The following is a 13935-nucleotide window of genomic DNA, read 5'->3' on the forward strand; positions in this document are numbered from 1 at the left end:
TGATCATGGCGGCGAGAGCGGCGGGGAGGCATAACGCCGCAGGTCAGAAGCCAGGCCATCCTGGGAACGGGAATGGTCTGTAAAATCGTCGGCTCAGCCTACGCAGGTTCAAGTCCTGCACCTGCCACATCAGTAGAAAGAGGCCCCTCACCAGTGGAAACGCGGTGCGAGGCCTTCTTCGTTCTTCACCCATGAGTCCCCGTGATCCCCCGCCGTTTCCCGTGAGATCTGGCACGCCTGTGGCACGGGATCAAGGCTGCTGACACTCTCCCCGCTCGCTACGAGGGATGCTTGCCGCCTCAGTGGGCCGGGACTGAGAAACGAAGTCCCGGACCGTCGATCGCCCCCGACCCTGAGTAGAGACCAGCCACCGCATGACGATCTTCAGGGCGGTATTGATTCGGTGCCAGGCTGTCGCCGTCGCTTGGGGATCAGAGGTTTAGTCAGCCGGTTTTTTTAGCTTCACGTTCGCGAGCGTGCCGAGCTGCTTGGTCCAGGAGCATCACTCCCTGAGCGTTGCCATGGGTTTGTTCGAGGTAATAACCAGTCAAGAGGCTTGGTCGTGAGGACACCCGTGTTCGGCGGGGCCGGCCCTTGGACTTCACGATGTCTCGAATCCAGATCGCTCCCGCCCCGATGAGCACCACCAGCACGATCCACGCGAATGCACTCACCGTGCTTCTCCTCTTGATCGTTCTGCGCGGAGGGACGTAAAACGCTCACCCGTTACCGTTGACAGTAAAAGAACTGAGCGGCCGTCGCGAAGGCGAAGCACCCGGAGAGCCTGGAAGAGGTTGGGGCCGGTGGTCGAAGCTCTCGCCATTGGGCGGCGGTAACGGCCGGCCGCCATCAACTTTGGGACCGGGCCCAACGAACCGTCGATCCAGTGCGAGGTGCAGAACACCGCGGCTCTGACGACCTACACCCTCACCGTCGCTTCCGTGGACGGCCAGCCAACCGATTCCGTACAGGTAACCCCAAGTCCACAGCCGACTCATACGGCCACGGCAACCGCAGGCGTTCAATTACCCGATTCCGTACCGGCGACTTCGAGCCCGCAGCCGACCCATGCGGAGGGGAAAGGCAAGATAGTCAAGACGCCATCAGGGGAGCCGCGACCGGAGGCGGCGGTGAGTCCGGCCCCGATGGGCGAATGCTCGTATTGACCGCCTTCCTTCTTGCCCTCGCTGCCGCCATCGGACTCCTGCTACGCCGTCGTAGCCCCCCAGGGGATGACCGCTCAGCGTTCGCCTGTGGCCGACCGCACACTGCAGATAGATCTCTCTCATCGATCCCGTAGACCCGGTGCTCCGTGAGCATCTCAGCCTTTGCCCGCAGCATCGAGCCATCCTGGTAGGTACGGGAAGGCATGCAGCATGCGTGCGATGATCAAGATCATCGCTGCTGTGGAGAGAAGCTCTTCCGCAGGTCAGAGACCATGAACTGCCGAGAACAGTCACGACTGTAAAATCATCGGCTCAGCCTACGCTGACATCCGATCTGCCTGAGGTGTCAAGCGACAACCATCAGAGTCTTGCCGGGCGGGCAGGTCAGAGGTTGGCCGTGACGGTCTCGTTGGTCCCAGACGACGTCCTGAAGCGGCCCGCTTATCGATCGCTGGACGGAGACGTAGCGGCTCGGGGCGGCACTCCGTTGCGCAGTGACCAGCCGCCGTCACTGACAATGGTCTGCCCGGTGATCCACGAGGTCTCATCGCTGACCAGCCACCGCACGAGCCCGGCGGCCTCCTCCGGTGCGCCCCACCGGCCCTGCGGATGCCGGGCGGCCAGCCTCTCCATGTCCTCGGGAGAAGCGTATCCCGTGTCAACGGGGCCCGGATTGATGCAGTTGACGGTGATGCCGCGGGCGGTCAATGGGGCGGCGAGGCTGATCGTCATCTGCTGTATGGCCCCCTTGGTGACGCTGTAGGGCAACTCGGTGGGCATCGGCTCCAGATGCTGGCCGGAGGTGAAGGTGACGATCCGCCCGCCGTCCAGATCGCGCTGGGCGGCGAACTCCTGCACCAGAAGCAGAGTCGCCCGGACGTTGACCGCCCAGCACAGGTCGAGCTCGTCGGCGGTCAGCTCACCTATCCCGGCTTCTGCGCTGCGGGCATGGTTGGCGACCAGGACATCCACCCGGCCGAACCGCTCGCGGGCGGCGGCGATGATCCTGCCGGGCGCCGCTGGATCGGCCAGGTCGATCGCCAGGTGCTCTATGCGCCCGGCGCCTTCGGGCAGTTCCTCCCGCAGCGCCGCGATGACCCCCTCCGCCCCGAGCGGATCGGCGCCCCAGGCTTGGTGGGCGTCGTGCGGCGACCACGAGCAGGCGAAGACGTTCATCGGCACCGCGGCCAGCCGGCGCGCGATCGCGTAACCGATGCCGATGCGGCGGCTCACGCCCGTGACGATCGCGGTCTTCAACGGAACAGGGGGCATCAAGGTTCTCGTCTTTCACTTCAGACAGCATGAGCGGCCCATCGTCTCACCGATGATCACGAGCACGTCCTTGAAGAGCAACGGACCAGCCCTTAGCAGCGCTTCGCTGGCGGCCCCGCCATGAAAGTGATCGGAGAGAGTCCTGATGCTGGTCAGCCATCCGAAGAAGACCCGCCAGGCGGTTGCCGTGGGCACCCCGAATCCGGCCCCGAGCTCGCTGAACGTCTCGCCCTTGCGCAGGTAAAAAAGCACCACCGATGTCTGCTGCCTCGGGTTCGGCAGCAGGCATGTCCAGGGGATGAGAACGGATCAGGGGCGTCTCCGGCAACTCATGGCCGCCATGACCTGTGGAAGACGACCCATGACCTGTGGAAGACGACCGACCTGCTCCTACTGCCGCGCACCGCGGCGATGATGACATGTCGGACCGCATTACTCGGTGGTAGGAGATGGTGTGGGCGACAGCGACGGCCCGACGTAAATCTCATTGAGAACTGTCGGCAGCAGGGCATTCGCCGTAGTCCTGCCCTCGGGTGACAGGGTCAAGTTCGTCCATATCACGAGCGTCACGTTGTTATCTGCGTCGTAACCGATGAACGAGTTGAAGCCCGGAAGTTCACCGCCGTGGTAGTACATCGAGGCGTTCGGCCCGAAACGTTGATAGGCGATGCCGTAGCCGTATTGCTTCCCACCGGATGTGCTCGGGTCCTCGGGTTGCAGGTTGTGGAGCCATTGTTGCTGGTATTCGGCGTTCAGGACCTTGCCGGAAACCAGTGCTCGGATCCACGTGGCCAGGTCGTCCGCCGTGGAGATGGCGCCACCGGCAGCGGTGGCGTAGGAGGGGTTCTGGTCGGTGTAGTCGACGGGCTGGAGGGTTCCGTTCCGTGCGGCGGTCCGCATGTCGGCGGGGTACTGCTTGTCGACCAGCGCGTAGGAGGATCCGCCGTACATGTAGCCATGCGAGTAGCGATCCGAGATGGAGTTGTCGTCGGCGGCGGGAAGCGAAGTCTGCCGCAGCCCGAGCGGGCCGAACAGTCGGTCCTGGAACTGCTGGGCCAATGGGCGCCCACCGGCCTTCTCGGCTATCAGACCCAGCAATGCGTAGTTGGTGTTGTTGTAGTCGTAGGACGTGCCGGGCGGGAACCGCGGCGGGTGCCGGAACGCGATGGCCAGTACCTCCTGCGGCGTCCAGACCTTCGTCGGGTCGGCATCCAGAGCCGCCGCCAACTCGGGCGCATCCGTATAGTTGTAAAGCCCGCTCCGCATCTTCAGCAGCTCTGCGATGGCGATGTTCTTGCCGTTGGGCACGTCTGGGACGTATTTGGACACCGGGTCGTTGAACCGGAGCTTGCCGTCCTGGGCGAGCAGCACGATCAGCGCCGACGTCATGGTCTTGGTGTTCGAGGCGACCCGGACATGAGTGTCCGCATCCGGCGGCGTCTGCGTGCCCAGCTTTGTGGTGCCGACCCTCGCTTCGAATTTCCCCTGCGGGGTGCGTAGCAGGACCACCGCCCCGGGGACCAGTAGCTTCTTGGCGGCGGCGTCCACGACGGCCTGAAATGCGGTGGGATCGATGGGCTTCAGCGCCGGTCGGCTCGGTGCGGAGCGGGTTACGGTGGGCGTGCCGGGCTGTGATGAACGGGTCGGCCCAATCGACGTGTCCCAGAGTGCCGTGGTCGTCGGCCCAGAAGCGAATGAGCAACTCGCGATCAAGAGGGCGACGCAAGGCGCGAGTCCCGCGATGCGGGTGGGGCGCGCTTTGCGGGAACGACGTCCTCCGTGGCGCGTGTTCAGTCCATTCTTCGCCGGGGGAATCCTCATCGTCGGCATCACAGCCTTTACCCCAGGAGCCGAGTACCGCGCTAATGAGCGGTACCAGGTGAATCGACCATTTCAGTATCCCCGTGGCCTCGCGGATCAGGTTCATCGGGGGTCGTTGCCAGGCGTGGGGTCGGCCCGGCTCGATCGCTTCAAGGGCGTCGCGACCCGCCAGGACAAGCTCGTCGCCCGCCGTCGCCCGCTGTCGCTCAGCTGTGCCAACGCCTGCCTGCTGCTCTGGCTCAGATGAGATCCACGACACGGATCCAGGGGGAGGGCTTGAACCCCTTGGCGATGAGCCGTACGGCAAGCGTCACCTCCCAGGCGAACACCGGCACCGCCGCGATCGACCCCCACACGGAGACTTGCTCGTAGAGCCCGAACATCACCGCGGTCGCCGAAACGAAGATCATCATGCCTCCGACGAGCCCCAGTACGGCGATGAACCGTGGCGCCAGTGCGGACCTGTCCATCAAGTACGCCAGCAACAACGTGTTCGCCCCCAAGGCGTAGTTGGGCCCGAACAGAAACGTCCACTCATGGATCGCCACCAGGGATTTGCCGACGGCGACGAGAGAGACCGCGTCCGCGTTCGCGGCTCCCGCCAAGTCCTGCCTCAACGTCACGACCGAAAGGACGCTGATGATGCCGACGACGATGACGGCGGCCTCAAGAAGGCGGCCGCAGACGTAACCGAGGGCGACTCCTTCGTTCTGCCTCCTGAGGATGGGAAACAATGTCACCCCGGTGCCGATGACGGCAATCGCGAGGATCACCTCGGAGAGCGCCCCCAAGAACACGCGAGTGTCGGCGCCGGAGCCGATGATGTAGTCGGGGCTGTTCAGCACCGGGTCGTATAGGGCCAGTCCTGCGATTGCGGCGACCTCGGTGACGATGAAGAACACGCCCGCGACTGTCGCGATCTTTCTGGTTGGGTTCACCCGGACTTCTTTCGTTGATGGGTCGACGGTGGGTGACGACGACGGGCGACGGCCGGCCCGATGGCTTCGGCCGCACTCGTGCGGCGCTCTACAAGCACGTGGCCAACAAGGAAGAACTCCTGGACGGCATGGTCGATGTCGTCGTCGGTGAGATCGATCCGCCGGTCCATGGCGCCGACTGGAAGGGTGCGGTCCGGCAGAGGATCCTCTCGGCTCGGCGAGTGCTGCTACGTCACCTCTGGATGCCTCGGGCGATCGAGGCGCGAAGCAACCCGACGCCGGCCGTACTGGAGTACATGGACTCGATGATCGGAATGTTCCGGGCCGGTGGCTTCTCCGTCGATCTCACCCACCACGTGATGCACGCCATGGGCAGCCGCATGTTGGGGTTCACCCAGGAGTTGTTCGACGATTCACAAGCCTCCGACCTGGACGTGCAAGCGGACGTGCTCCGCGAGCTGGCGGGGAGATACCCCCATATCGCGGAGATGGCGACGGCGGCGGCCCACGACGAGGAGTCGATCGTGGGTCGGGGTTGCGATGATCAGTTCGAGTTCGAGTTCGCGCTGGATCTCCTCCTGGACGGATTCGAAAGGCTCCGGCAGCAGGGGTGGACGTCCACCGGTCGATCCCGGCGGGACGGCGGCACGACGCCTGGCGGTGGCTGACGCCGGGCCGGCCGCTCCGTCCCCGATGAAGGGCCACCGCGACGGTTGTCCGCCGTGAGCGGGTGAACCGTGCCAGCTCAAGATCATTCAAGGTTCCGGGGTCGGTGAATGTGATCACATCCGTCCGTCCTCGCCAAATTAGTAATCGATACCGTACCGTTTATTAAATGACGGACACCGTACTCATCGCGGGCGCCGGCCCTACCGGCCTGGCCCTGGCCATCCATCTGGCGCTGCACGCCATCCCCGTTCGAGTCATCGACGCGGCCGCCGGCCCCGCCACCACCTCGCGAGCGCTCGGCCTGCAACCACGAGGCGTCGAGGTGCTGGAACGGATCGGCGCCCTCGGCACCCTGCCGGAACGGTCGCAGCGCTCGCTCAACATGTCCTACAACGAGGGATCCCGCACCGTGCTGCGGTTCCATATCGGCCAGGCAACCGCGGACCAGCCGAAACAGGCACTGCTGATCTCGCAGGCCGAGGTCGAGAAGACCATGCGGCAACGGTTGCGCGAACTGGGCGGCGACGTCGAGTGGCGTACCCGGTTGGTCGGAGCGCGGCAGGACGGTACCCGGCAGGACGGAGCGCGGCAGGACGGAGCACGGCAGGACGGTAGGGGTGTCACCGTTACCGTCCAGACGGACGACGGCACCGAACAGCAGATCGAGACCGACTGGCTGGTCGGCTGTGACGGCGCGCACAGCACGGTTCGCAAGCTCGCCGGGATCGCCTTTCCGGGGCGCAAGCTCATCGAACGCCTGCTGATGGTCGATGTGCGGGCCCAGTGGCCCTACGACAAGAACGGCAGCACGACCTGGATGGACGCCGGTCACATGCTGTCGGTGACCGCGCTGCCGGACGACACCTGGCGGGTATTCTCCGAACCACCGGCAGACCTGCCGAACCGGCTGTCCGAACGCGAGATCACCGATCGGGTGTTGAAGGAGTTCTCCCGCCGCAGCGGCGTCAGCCTCGACACGGTCACCGAAGTCCACTGGGCCTCGGAGTTCCGGATCCACCGCCGTCTCGCCGACGCCTATCGCCGCGGCCGGATCCTGCTGGCGGGCGACGCCGCGCACATCCAGAGCCCCACCGGCGGGCAGGGACAGAACACCGGACTGGGCGACGCGGAAAACCTCGCCTGGAAGCTGGTGCTGGTGGCTCACGGCCGCGCCGACCGGCGACTCCTCGACACCTACGAAGGCGAGCGGCGCCCGCTGGCCCGCAACGTCCTGAGGGCCACCAGCACCGCGGTGGACATCATGTTGCCCGACACACAGTGGAAACGCCTGGTCCGCGACAAGGTGGTCCTGCCGGTCCTCCGCCTGCCCGCCGTACGGCGCCGGCTGTGGCTGGCCGCATCCCAGCTCGGCATCGGCTACCGGGGCGGACCGTTGGCCCCCACCTCGCACCGGTGGACGCCGGGCCTGCGGCCGGGTGACCGAATGCCGGACATCAGGTGCCGCCGCCCCGACGGGGGCGAGATCACGCTCCACGCCGCGATATCGGGACGCTGGGTGGTGCTCGCCGGCGACCGCCGCGACGCCGCCCGGCATGCCGAGGTCGCCGCGGCGCGTTTGGGCGCCGACCTGGTCGTCGCGCTCACGCCGGTGGAGACGGATTCACCTGACGTGACGGTGATCCGTCCCGACGGGCACATCGGTTGGCGCGGCCGTCCGGCACCGGACAAACTGGCGACATGGCTGAACCAGGTGCTGTGGCCGGCGTAGAGCGCGGCCGCCCACGTGACCCCGGCAACGACGCTTCCATCCTGGAGGCGGCCTTGGACCTGCTGATAGAGCGCGGCGCCGGGGGCACCAGCATCGAAGCGGTCGCCCAGCGTGCCGGCGTGGCGAAACTGACCGTCTACCGGCGCTGGCGATCCAAGGAGGACCTCCTGGCGGCCGCGCTGGAACACGCTCGCAACCCCGACATGGACGCGCCCGTTGTCGCGCAGTCGATCGACGAACTGGTCACTTTCATCGCCGGCCTCCTCAGCCGGCCCCGGTTCCGCGCGCTGATGGCGCGGGTCGTAGGCGCCTCGGTGGACTACCCGAAACTGGTGGCCGCCTATACCGAGCGATACCTGCGACCACGGTTGGACGCCATGGCGGAGGTCGCGCGGCAGGCCATCGACGCCGGCCGCTTCCCGCCGGACACCGAACCAAGCGCCGTCCAGGACATCCTGTCCAGCCCGATCGGATTCGTCCTTCTGCAGCATGAGGAAGAAGTGACCGCGGCGCAGATCGAGCGCCGGTTGCGGATCCTGCTGCACCACATCGGATACCGGCCTTGATCCCTGTGACGGCCGGGCTCCCGTGAGCCGTTGCCCCGGCATGCTGTTCCGACGTGTGAAATCTTCCGTGAGCCGTTGCCCCGGCATGTTGTTCCAACATGTGAAATCGGGTACTGCTCGGCGGCAGGGCAGGCGAGAATCGCCGTCATGGTAGATGTGTCACTGTACGCCGCTTTCCTCGTCGCCGCTCTCGCGCTCTGCGTCACTCCGGGACCCGACATGATGTTCATCGTGGCCATGGGTGGACGCGGTGGGCCCGCCACGGGGGTGATGGCCGCGCTGGGAGTGGCTTCCGGGGCGCTGGTGCACGCCCTCGCGGCGATGTTCGGGATGTCGGCGCTCTTCACCAATCTGCCGGTGCTCTATCACGTGCTGCGCTGGGGTGGCGCGGCCTATCTCCTCTACCTCGCGATCAGGGCCTTCCGCGACCGTTCCGCTCCCGCCGCCGGAGACGGCGGGGCGACGCCAGGAAACCCGGGCCCGGGACGGCTGCGGGCTTTCCGGCAGGGAATGGTCACCAACCTGCTCAACCCCAAGGTGATCCTGTTCAACATCGCGTTCCTGCCGCAGTTCGTGAACCCCGGCCTCGGGCACATGGTGGTGCAGTTCCTGATTCTCGGTCTCACGCTGGTGCTGATCGGCCTCGCCGTCGATGCCTCGGTCGGTCTGCTCTCCGGCCGGCTCTCGTTGATGCTCCAGCGCAGCCGTCGGGTGGCACGTGGACTCAACGTCTTCAGCGGGGCGGTCTTCACAGGGTTGGCCGTTCGGCTGGTCACCGCGCAGGACTAGCGGCAGGGGTGGACGGATGACGGGCCTCTCCTCGGTCGGGTACGCCTGATCCGCGTCGCTGACCCGGCGATGGCGGCGGGCGCGAATCCGCTCGCGCCGGACCGCCAAGGTGGAGATCATGCCTCCATGATCTCCACCTCCCTGGGGCGCGCCCGTGAGATGTGGGCGGGCCTGGCTCGTGTACCCGTCGCCTTTCCCCTGGACGGGGTGAACGTTGTCGTCTCTCCGGAGTCGTGGCTGTGTCCGCCGAAATGGGCCGGGGTCGTCGTCCTGGGGGGAGCCGCGATCGCAACGGTGCCGGATGGCAGCCTGGTCGAGCCGCTGCGCGACGCGCTGCGCACGCGGGTCGCCGAATCGGCCGTCGACCTCGATCGCCTACGGGCGAGGCTGGACGTGGTCGACCTGTTGGGACCGGCGACCTTGGCCTATCTGGACGCCGGGGATTTCCGGATGGCGCACGAGGCCGGCACGGTCGACAGGCTACCGGTCGACCATCCCGCCGTCCGTGCGCTCGTGGTGTCCGCCGGAGAGGCGGACGCGGATGAGAGCGGTCTGGAGGAGGTCACCTCGGAGGTCTTCGCCGTTCGTGACGGTGAGGAGGTGATCGCCGCCGCCGGTTACCGTTCCTGGCCCGCTTCGGTGGCGCATCTGTCCGTCCTGACGGCTCCGCGGCATCGCGGCCATGGTCTCGCGCGAAGGGCGGCCTCAGCCGCGGTCGAGGACGCGCTGGAAGACCGGCTGCTGCCGCAGTGGAGGGCTCGCCCGGAGCCGTCGCGACGTGTCGCCCGAGCGCTCGGCTTCGGCGAGCTGGGAGTGCAGTTCAGCGTCCGGCTCGGGCCGGTGAGCGACGCGGGCGACGAGCGGACCTTGGAGTGAAGCCCGTGTGGGCGGTGGGGCCGTCGAGCGTCTCGGCGGCCGGCCCGTTCGACGCCCGGTTCGGCGGGCCGTACGGCCTTACCGGTTGAGCGCCTCCCACAGGGTGGCGAACTCCTGCGCGGTCAGCGGATTCAACCCGAAGTCGTCCGGATAGATCGGCCCCTCGGCCAGGAAGCCGTGCTCGTCTTCGATGTGGCTCCACGAATACCGGCGGGCGAGGCCGTCCGATCCGAGTTCGGCGTGCCTGACGGGCCAATACTCTCCGCCGTCGTCGATGACGGTCTCGAACAGCCACACGTGGCCGTCGTCGTCCACCCCGTGCCAGTACCAGTGCGGTCTGTCACTCTCATCAAGCGCCCGAATCGTCTCCTTGCGTCGGTCCTGCAGCATCGTGCTCCTCAATGTCGATCACATGGCAATTGAGGGCGCGTCGCTGCCGCCCCTTGCCATGCTGCGCGTTCTCGGTCCGCTTCAGGTGGAGATTAATGGTCCTTCACGGCGCCCGAACGCCCCTCCGACAACGCGCGGCATGGCGGAGGGGCGCCCTTCGGTCGTCTCCCCTCCGCCATGCCGGTCTCCGGCCGCGTCACCGACCGGGGCACGGTCACTTCGGCATGAGCACCGTGTCGACGATGTAGACGGTGGCGTTGCCGGTGGGCACGTTGCCGCACACGACCTTGGCGTCGTTGACGGTGTAGTCCTCGCCCGTGCCCTTGACGGTCAGCCTGCCGCCCTGGAGCGTCTCCAGCGAGGCGCCACCGAGGTCCGCCGGGGTCTTCTTCCCGGAGACCACGTGATAGGTCAGGATCTTGGTCAGCGTGGCCTTGTCGGCCAGGACCTTGTCGAGGGTCGCCTTGGGGATCTTGGCGAACGCGTCGTTGGTGGGCGCGAACACTGTGATGTCCTTGGCGGAGTTGAGCGTGTCCACCAGGCCGGCCTTCTTGACCGCGGTGACCAGGGTGGACAGGACCGGGTTGTTGGACGCCGCGGTGGCGACCGGGTCGTCGGCCATGCCGGTGAAGCTGCCCTCGCCCGAGGCGGGCACGGCCGAGCAGGCGGCGCCGAACGGGCCGCCGGCCGTGGCCGGCCCTGTGGCGGCCTGAGTGGCGGCCCAAGTGGCGGCCGTCTCGGCGGGAGACGAGGCCGGAGCGGTGGCGCGGTTCGCCGCGCCGTCGCTCGCCTCGGTGTCGTTCCCGCAGGCGGCGGTGAGGGCCAGGATCGCGAGGGCGGTCGCGGTGAACACCTTGCTCTTCATGGTCGTTCTCCTTCAGGGTGGTGGAATTTCACGGGTGGGGAGGATCGGTCACTCGACGGTGACCACGACCGAGTGCCATCCGGTCGCCCCGTCGGGGAACGGCGTCACTCGGGACGACTGCTGGGTGTGGCCCGCCGCGTCGGTCGCGCGGGCCTCCAGGGTGTGGCTGCCCGGGGTGGCCTGCCAGGTCCAGACCCACTGCCGCCAGGTGTCGGGGCTCGGAACGGTGGCCAGCGTGGCCTCGTGCCAGGGGCCGCCGTCCACTCGGACCTCGACGCCCGCGACGCCACGGTGCTGTGCCCAGGCGACTCCGGCTACCTGTACGGCTCCCGCCCGAAGTCGCTTGAACGGAGCCGGGACGTCGATGCGGGACATGGTCTTGACCGGGCCGTCCGTGGCCCAGCCACGTTCGGTCCAGTAGGCCCGCGCCTCGGCGTAGCGAGTCAGGTCGAGATCGACGACCCACTTGGTCGCCGACACGTAGCCGTAGAGTCCGGGCACCACGAGCCGGGCGGGGAAACCGTGTTCCGCCGTCAGCGGGCGGCCGTTCATCCCGACGGCCAGCATGGCTTCCCTGCCGTCCATGACGACGTCCACGGGGGTCCCGCCGGTCCAGCCGTCCGCCGAACGGCTCAGCAACTGGTCGGCGTCCGCCGGGATGCCCGCCTCTCGCAGGAGCGTGGCCAGCGGCACGCCCAGCCAACGGGCGTTTCCGGTGTACGGCCCGCCTACCTCGTTGGAGACGCAGGTCAGGGTGATGTCGCGTTCGATCAGCCCGCGCTTGAGCACGTCGGCCATGGTCAGCTCGATCGTGCGCGTGCCGTGGACGCGAAGTGTCCAGCCGTCCAGGGCGGGTCGGGGCACCGCCAGTGCGGTGTCGACCCGGTAGAAGTCCGGGGTGGGGGTGACGAACGGGCTCAGGCCGGAAATCCGGAGATCGGCCCCGGCGGGCAGCGGGCGGGCCGGGTCGGCGGGCGGGGGAAGGGCCGGTGCGGTGGCCGGTGCGCGGGAGGCCAGCAGGCGGCCGGCCGCGATCGCCGCGACGGATCCCGCCCCGGTCAGGAGGAAGGTCCTGCGGCCGCTCGCGGGCGGAGTCGGCCGGGTGAGGGCGAGCAGGGTGCAGGCTCCCACGGCGGCCGCGGCCAGGGACGCGACCACGTCGAGTGGCGCCGCCGCCGGCCGGGTCGCCGCCGCGGCGGCGCCGAGGAGCCCCAGTCCCGCCACTCCGGCCGCCGCCGGGATCCGCCGGCCGGTCCCGGCGAGGATCCCGAGGATGAAGGCGAGACACAGCAGAAGGGCGATGATCGTGCCGATCAGGACGGGCTTGTCGGCGGTCCCGAAGGTGCCGACCGCGAACTCCTTCACGGAGGTGGGGGCCAGGTCGATGACCATGCCGCCCACGACCACGACGGGGGAGGACCGGGGCTGCAGCGCCCCCGCGACCAGCTCCGCGCCACCGAGCGCGGCCAGTGCGGACAGCAGTCCGGCCCCGCCCGCTCTCACCACGCGTCTCATGTTCGCCACGGAAGGTATTCGGAGACCTCGGGCCCGCGGCTCGGCCGGAATCCGCCCTCGATTCGAAAGCCGTCCGGCGGGTGATCTTCACCTCGTTGCTGGACAGCCCGGACAATCCGGGCTGCCGGACGGCTGAAAACCCTCCCCTCGACCCTGTCGGCATGCGAGAACGGTGGAAACAGAGGGGGAGGCGTGCGAAAGATCATCATTGTCGCGGCGATCGCCGTGCTCGCACCGGGAATCGTGGCCGCCGGGTCAGGAACGGCCGCGACTGGGACCAGGACCGAGACCAAGACCGGAACCGGGACCAGGACCGAGACCAAGACCGGAACCGGGACCAGGACCGAGACCAAGACCGGAACCGGGACCAGGACCGAGACCAAGACCGGAACCGGAATCAGGACCGGAACCGGAACTGAGGCCGGAATCGGGATCAAGACCGGGACCGGGGACGGTGGCCCGGTCCGGGAGTCGGTCTACGTGTTCAACCTCTACGGGGCCGAGGAGGGGCGGGCCGATCAGCGGCCGGCGAACCTGGTCGCCTCGGAGTTCAGCTCGCTGCGGGAGCTGAACTGGAGCACTTGGGGGCCCGAGAAGGCGGTCGGCAGGGGCAGGTTGAGCGGGACCTGGTGCCTGCCGGGCTGTCTGGCCGAGCCGTACACCGCGACGATCACCCTCGGTGCCGTGCGGAAGGTGAGAGGAAAGAAGTACTTCACCCGGTTCGGCATCGACGGCGACTTTCCCAAGCCGGAAGAGCCCGCCGACACGTTGGTCGGGACGCTGCCCACGCCGTGAGCACGACGTCCGTGGGGCGGGGGCGCGGGCGTGTCGATGACGGGGGTGCGGTGATCCGGGTGGTCCTTGATTGATTTCGCATCGTGCTCCCGAGCCGTGTATGGTTACACCTGTCCGCAGCGCGAAAGCGAAGCAGACAGGCCCCTTTAGCTCAGTCGGCAGAGCGTCTCCATGGTAAGGAGAAGGTCTACGGTTCGATTCCGTAAAGGGGCTCGACAGATCAAAAGCCCTGGCCATTCGGTTGGGGCTTTTGGCTTGGGTAGGCTGTAACGGTCACCCGAAAACTCTCAAGGTTCCCGACGCGTGAACGGGCATACTGGGGAAACTCAGAAGCGATGCCCCTGACCTGCACAAGTACGCAGGCACTCTACGCGTCGGGTATCCTTGCGAGGGTCGATCGATTTCGTCGGCCAAGGCGGAGTAGCTCAGCCAGGCAGAGCAAACGGCTCATAATCGTTGTGTCGCCGGTTCAAGTCCGGCCTCCGCTACTACCCTTCCGGGTCCCCTCCTCAAGAGGGGACTGGGCTGGGTTGTCCACTGTCCC

At 67.4% G+C, this 13935-nt stretch carries 14 protein-coding genes, 3 tRNA genes and 1 pseudogene; 10 read left to right on the forward strand and 8 right to left on the reverse strand.

Translation table 11 applies throughout. The features are described from left to right. Nucleotides 1–38: 38 nt before the first annotated feature. Nucleotides 39–126 (forward strand) — tRNA-OTHER (locus ACQPYK_RS04295). 317 nt (nt 127–443) lie between these two features. Here ACQPYK_RS04295 and ACQPYK_RS04300 read toward each other — a convergent pair. From ACQPYK_RS04300 to ACQPYK_RS04315, 4 genes and pseudogenes are all read right to left on the reverse strand, one after another. Then, complete coding sequence (locus ACQPYK_RS04300; protein ID WP_433250518.1) at nt 444–674, reverse strand: hypothetical protein; 231 nt, start codon at nt 672–674, stop codon at nt 444–446. A gap of 933 nt (nt 675–1607) precedes the next feature. Beyond that, on the reverse strand, nt 1608–2438 hold the full coding sequence (locus ACQPYK_RS04305) for an SDR family oxidoreductase (RefSeq protein ID WP_433250521.1): 831 nt from the start codon (nt 2436–2438) through the stop codon (nt 1608–1610). 156 nt (nt 2439–2594) lie between these two features. Beyond that, a pseudogene (locus ACQPYK_RS04310) lies at nt 2595–2738 on the reverse strand (helix-turn-helix domain-containing protein); the annotation flags it as partial. A 132-nt stretch (nt 2739–2870) separates the two neighbouring features. Next, the gene (locus ACQPYK_RS04315; protein ID WP_433250524.1) at nt 2871–3986 is read right to left on the reverse strand and encodes a serine hydrolase domain-containing protein; all 1116 of its coding nucleotides are present in this window, start codon (nt 3984–3986) and stop codon (nt 2871–2873) included. A 25-nt stretch (nt 3987–4011) separates the two neighbouring features. Between ACQPYK_RS04315 and ACQPYK_RS04320 the strand changes: the two genes are divergently transcribed. Beyond that, nucleotides 4012–4506 carry a hypothetical protein gene (locus ACQPYK_RS04320; protein ID WP_433250527.1) on the forward strand — a complete coding sequence of 165 codons (495 nt, stop codon included), beginning with the start codon at nt 4012–4014 and terminating at the stop codon, nt 4504–4506. Here the strand turns inward: ACQPYK_RS04320 and ACQPYK_RS04325 are convergent. Next, nucleotides 4499–5197 carry a DUF4386 domain-containing protein gene (locus tag ACQPYK_RS04325; protein ID WP_433250530.1) on the reverse strand — a complete coding sequence of 233 codons (699 nt, stop codon included), beginning with the start codon at nt 5195–5197 and terminating at the stop codon, nt 4499–4501. The genes ACQPYK_RS04320 and ACQPYK_RS04325 overlap by 8 nt on opposite strands. A gap of 17 nt (nt 5198–5214) precedes the next feature. On the opposite strand from ACQPYK_RS04325, the gene ACQPYK_RS04330 reads away from it, so the two are divergent. The 5 genes from ACQPYK_RS04330 (at nt 5215) to ACQPYK_RS04350 (ending at nt 9826) form a co-directional block, all read left to right on the forward strand. After that, the gene (locus ACQPYK_RS04330; RefSeq protein ID WP_433250533.1) at nt 5215–5865 is read left to right on the forward strand and encodes a TetR/AcrR family transcriptional regulator C-terminal domain-containing protein; all 651 of its coding nucleotides are present in this window, start codon (nt 5215–5217) and stop codon (nt 5863–5865) included. Nucleotides 5866–6032: 167 nt separating this feature from the next. Next, complete coding sequence (locus tag ACQPYK_RS04335) at nt 6033–7595, forward strand: FAD-dependent monooxygenase (RefSeq protein WP_433250536.1); 1563 nt, start codon at nt 6033–6035, stop codon at nt 7593–7595. Beyond that, nucleotides 7565–8161 carry a TetR/AcrR family transcriptional regulator gene (locus ACQPYK_RS04340; RefSeq protein WP_433250539.1) on the forward strand — a complete coding sequence of 199 codons (597 nt, stop codon included), beginning with the start codon at nt 7565–7567 and terminating at the stop codon, nt 8159–8161. The genes ACQPYK_RS04335 and ACQPYK_RS04340 overlap by 31 nt, the downstream gene beginning before the upstream one ends. Before the next feature lie 147 nt (nt 8162–8308). Further along, entirely contained in the window at nt 8309–8950 is a 642-nt protein-coding gene (locus tag ACQPYK_RS04345; RefSeq protein WP_433250542.1) for a LysE family translocator, read from the forward strand. A 126-nt stretch (nt 8951–9076) separates the two neighbouring features. Further along, entirely contained in the window at nt 9077–9826 is a 750-nt protein-coding gene (locus ACQPYK_RS04350; RefSeq protein WP_433250545.1) for a GNAT family N-acetyltransferase, read from the forward strand. 78 nt (nt 9827–9904) lie between these two features. Here ACQPYK_RS04350 and ACQPYK_RS04355 read toward each other — a convergent pair whose 3' ends face one another. The 3 genes from ACQPYK_RS04355 to ACQPYK_RS04365 form a co-directional block, all read right to left on the reverse strand. Next, a complete protein-coding gene (locus ACQPYK_RS04355; RefSeq protein WP_433250548.1) occupies nt 9905–10216 on the reverse strand; it encodes a hypothetical protein in 312 nt (103 codons plus the stop codon). Nucleotides 10217–10430: 214 nt separating this feature from the next. Beyond that, nucleotides 10431–11081 carry a fasciclin domain-containing protein gene (locus tag ACQPYK_RS04360; RefSeq protein WP_433250551.1) on the reverse strand — a complete coding sequence of 217 codons (651 nt, stop codon included), beginning with the start codon at nt 11079–11081 and terminating at the stop codon, nt 10431–10433. A 48-nt stretch (nt 11082–11129) separates the two neighbouring features. Further along, complete coding sequence (locus ACQPYK_RS04365) at nt 11130–12596, reverse strand: molybdopterin-dependent oxidoreductase (protein ID WP_433250554.1); 1467 nt, start codon at nt 12594–12596, stop codon at nt 11130–11132. A gap of 192 nt (nt 12597–12788) precedes the next feature. Here ACQPYK_RS04365 and ACQPYK_RS04370 point away from each other — a divergent pair, with 192 nt between their 5' ends. From ACQPYK_RS04370 to ACQPYK_RS04380, 3 genes are all read left to right on the forward strand, one after another. Continuing rightward, nucleotides 12789–13391: a hypothetical protein gene (locus ACQPYK_RS04370; protein ID WP_433250557.1), complete on the forward strand. Its 603-nt coding sequence runs from the start codon at nt 12789–12791 to the stop codon at nt 13389–13391. Nucleotides 13392–13531: 140 nt separating this feature from the next. Then, a tRNA-Thr gene (locus tag ACQPYK_RS04375) sits at nt 13532–13604 on the forward strand. Nucleotides 13605–13805: 201 nt separating this feature from the next. Continuing rightward, a tRNA-Met gene (locus ACQPYK_RS04380) sits at nt 13806–13879 on the forward strand. The last annotated feature ends 56 nt before the right edge of the window (nt 13880–13935 follow it).

The organism is Streptosporangium sp. CA-135522 (assembly GCF_050949235.1).
In the GTDB taxonomy this organism is placed as follows: Bacteria; Actinomycetota; Actinomycetes; order Streptosporangiales; family Streptosporangiaceae; genus Streptosporangium.